The 2,897-nt window shown below is 56.1% G+C and carries 3 protein-coding genes and 1 pseudogene; 1 reads left to right on the plus strand and 3 read right to left on the minus strand.

The features are described from left to right. The coding region (locus ACH2EH_RS23340; RefSeq protein WP_395145558.1) for a hypothetical protein at positions 1-554 on the plus strand (554 nt) is incomplete at its 5' end. Positions 555-690: 136 nt separating this feature from the next. On the opposite strand, the gene ACH2EH_RS23345 is transcribed toward ACH2EH_RS23340, so the two are convergent. The 3 genes and pseudogenes from ACH2EH_RS23345 to ACH2EH_RS23355 form a co-directional block, all read right to left on the minus strand. Then, the gene (locus ACH2EH_RS23345) at positions 691-1,062 is read right to left on the minus strand and encodes a hypothetical protein (protein WP_395145559.1); all 372 of its coding nucleotides are present in this window, start codon (positions 1,060-1,062) and stop codon (positions 691-693) included. Positions 1,063-1,094: 32 nt separating this feature from the next. After that, positions 1,095-1,433, minus strand: coding sequence for a hypothetical protein (locus tag ACH2EH_RS23350; RefSeq protein WP_395145561.1), 339 nt, complete (start codon positions 1,431-1,433; stop codon positions 1,095-1,097). Between the two features lie 55 nt (positions 1,434-1,488). Then, positions 1,489-2,897: pseudogene (locus ACH2EH_RS23355) on the minus strand (hypothetical protein); the annotation flags it as partial.

A 2,897-nucleotide genomic window follows, 5' to 3' on the forward strand; every position in this document is an offset into this window, starting at 1 on the left:
CTGTAATCGGATTTTTGCTAGGGTTTATGTACTTAGGATTGCGCCTGTTAGGCCCTTGGATTCCTGGTGGATTTATTGGATGTATAATCGCTGGATGCAGCTTAGGCTATGGAGTTACTTATCTGTTAGGGGGGCGAATCCAAAATCAGTATGATGCTCGTGGTGTACTTAAGATCACTCGCTCTGATGGCTATTTGGCAAATAATATCCTTGAAGATAGGTTTATTTTTAATATCATTGGGCAAAATAGTTCCATCAATACCGTACGGACCTATTCAGGCATTAGATCTGGATGTAAGAGCCTTGATCCCACTGGTATGTTTCAGCTAAGCCAAACCCTTCCCGACAAAGCTGCCTCTGTTGAGGCAACAGAAGAATGGCTGGCGAATGTCACGAAGGCCAAAATTTGGAAGGTTCTGGGATACAAAGTGCAAAAGACGAGTCCTGTAACGGTTGTCACGGAGCCCTTGAGGGATAAGCCTAGTTTCGTTATCGGAATGGTGATGGGGCTAGTTGCAGGCGTGGTGATGGGCCTCTCCCGAAAAAGAGATTAAAGATGATGAGGGGGATTCTACCAGCGCTTCGGGGGTAACATCGGCTTAAGAAAGACTCCGATGCCAATCGCCTGGGAGAGTAAAAGAAGCGGTCCTGTAACGGGAGTCACTGGACCGCCAACGCTAATCAAGAAGGCTACTGTGGTGGGATCGTGCTGGTCTGCCCTATACGAACTGCGATACTGGTGTTATCACCGTCGTTGTTGACCTTCACGTCCGCTGTCACGGGGTTGCCATCAGGGCCGGGGAGCTGAACTTTATAGCTGCCACTGGGGACGTTTTTCAGATCCGTGACACCGAGCTGTTTCATGAGTAAGTCCGAGATATTGGCACCACCGAAGGGGCTGCCCGTTCCGCCACCTGATCCCCCGAAGGCCATCGCGGGTTTGCGCGGGTTGCTCAAAATGTAGTAGGGCACTAAGTCGAGTTTCTGCACCAGAGGAATGGCCTCCGCCTGGGTCATCAAGCGGCCCATGACCTCCACCATCCCGGGCTTCGAGGCGCCCACTTTACCGCCAAAGAGCCCCGCCTGGGCTATTGCTAGCGCGAGAGGTTGTCGGCGGCGTAGCGCTTGCCCTCAATTGGCTTGGGAAGATAGAGCTTGGCCCACGCCGTGCCGTCGGGAAGCTTGCGGAGCAGGCTATCAAGCTGCTCCTCTAAATTATCTTTCGTGGTGGCTTTGCCAAGCGCAGGAGCCTTGAGCGCGGCGAGGCTGGAGTCTACCAGCACGTTCTGGCCGCTGTCCTGGCCGAGCTGACGGATAATCACGCTGACGGCGACCTCACGCTCGGTGCGAGGGCGCTCGCTTGCGGGTGCTTGCTGGGCATGTGCCAGCATTGGGGCCAGCAGAAGTGCGCTGATAAGTAGGGCATTTTTCATAGGGTTAAGTTCCTCCAGATTTCAATGACGAGATGGGGGGCAGGTTCCGCGAAAGTTACTTCAGGTAGCCGTGATAGACCCCAAGCCAGTAGCCGATCAGCCACGCGCCGGGATCGTCCGCGCTCTTGCCGTTGCCGCCGCTATCCGCCTCCCAGTAACAGGCGTTCCAGCGCGTGACACGTCGCTCCGCCGGGGAGAGCACGCGGTCGGTCTCCATACGATTACGTCCGCCACCCGGGGGAAGCCGCAGTGTGATGTCCATGCGCTTACTATTTACCATTGTCCAGTCGGTCTGATCTAGTGGCCAGTCCTGAAGCGAGAGAAGCGCGTTCTCAACATCACAAGGGTTGCCTGTCACCGCGCCGTAGGTAAAATTATAGAACGGGCTCGCCTCGGCCTTGATTGTCTGCTCCGTCGGTGACGGCTCCCACGTTCGGGCGATGCTCTGTGAGAGGATTTGCTTGCGCGCGGGGTCTTTCTCTAAAAGCATCAGGGGATAGTAGGCAAGATACGCCAGCTCATCGTCGCTATGGTTGAGTTTCCACCAGGGATTTCCTTTTCGGTAATTGAGTGTGTTTAAGAGATAATGATGGTCTTTGATAAGCTTCTCATAGGCCTCATCGTAGCGCTTCTCGCCCGTCAGATGAAACGCGACTTTCAGGTGCGAGAGGATCTCCAGTGCATTGAGGCCGCGCTCCTCCTTCCAGCGGGGGCTGTCGTTGATCAGGGCGGGCTCCCAGTGGCCCCAGCGAGTTGCTCGGCCCGTGTGGTCAATCAGTGTGAAGTTGTGATCCAGAATGTGATCCGTCACGCGCTTACACGTGGCGGCGATGCGTTTTTTCTCGGCTGCATCCGCCACATGCTCGGCGTAGAGGAACCAGGCGAAGTAGTGGCCGTCTATTTCATCGCTTGATGTGTCGCCCTTCACCCAGACATTTTTCTCGATGGGCGAGCGAAACCAGACCGGGGTGTTGTCGCCTGGAATATTTACTTTATCCTCCGGATTGAGCCCCGTAGCTCCGGCTTTCAGCTCCTCGTCGGTGAGCGTGGCGCGGGCGGGGAAGCCAGAAATCCCCGAGAGGCGCTCCAGCTCCAGAAGCGCATGAAGGGATTTTTGCGCCAGCGCCTTGGCCGCTGGGTCTTTGGTCGCGCCGTAGCGCAGGCACTCCGCCCCCAGATACATCGCCGTCCAGAGGCCGTCGTTGTCGCTGGCGTTGTGGATGGTTCCGAGCTCGGGCTTTCCAGCGACTTTGTAGCTACAGTCCGAGATATAGCCGCGCCGGTTGTGATAGCTCGCTGTGATGGTCTCAAAGTGCGCCGCTTTCTCGGCAAGCGTCATGGGCTTCTCCTCGATACAGGCAAATCCCGCTTCGGTCTCCACCCAGCAGCGGTTTTTGGTATCGCACCAGACCCGCTTGACGGAGTCACTGGGGAGCCAGCGGCGGCTGGCAAAATACCTAAACT

The organism is Armatimonas sp. (assembly GCF_043760365.1).
Lineage (GTDB): Bacteria > Armatimonadota > Armatimonadia > Armatimonadales > Armatimonadaceae > Armatimonas.

What these genes read in the sequence shown, in the direction of transcription:
- ACH2EH_RS23350 (WP_395145561.1), bottom strand. Translation starts at nt 1,433, where the DNA reads ATGAAAAATGCCCTACTTATCAGCGCACTTCTGCTGGCCCCAATGCTG.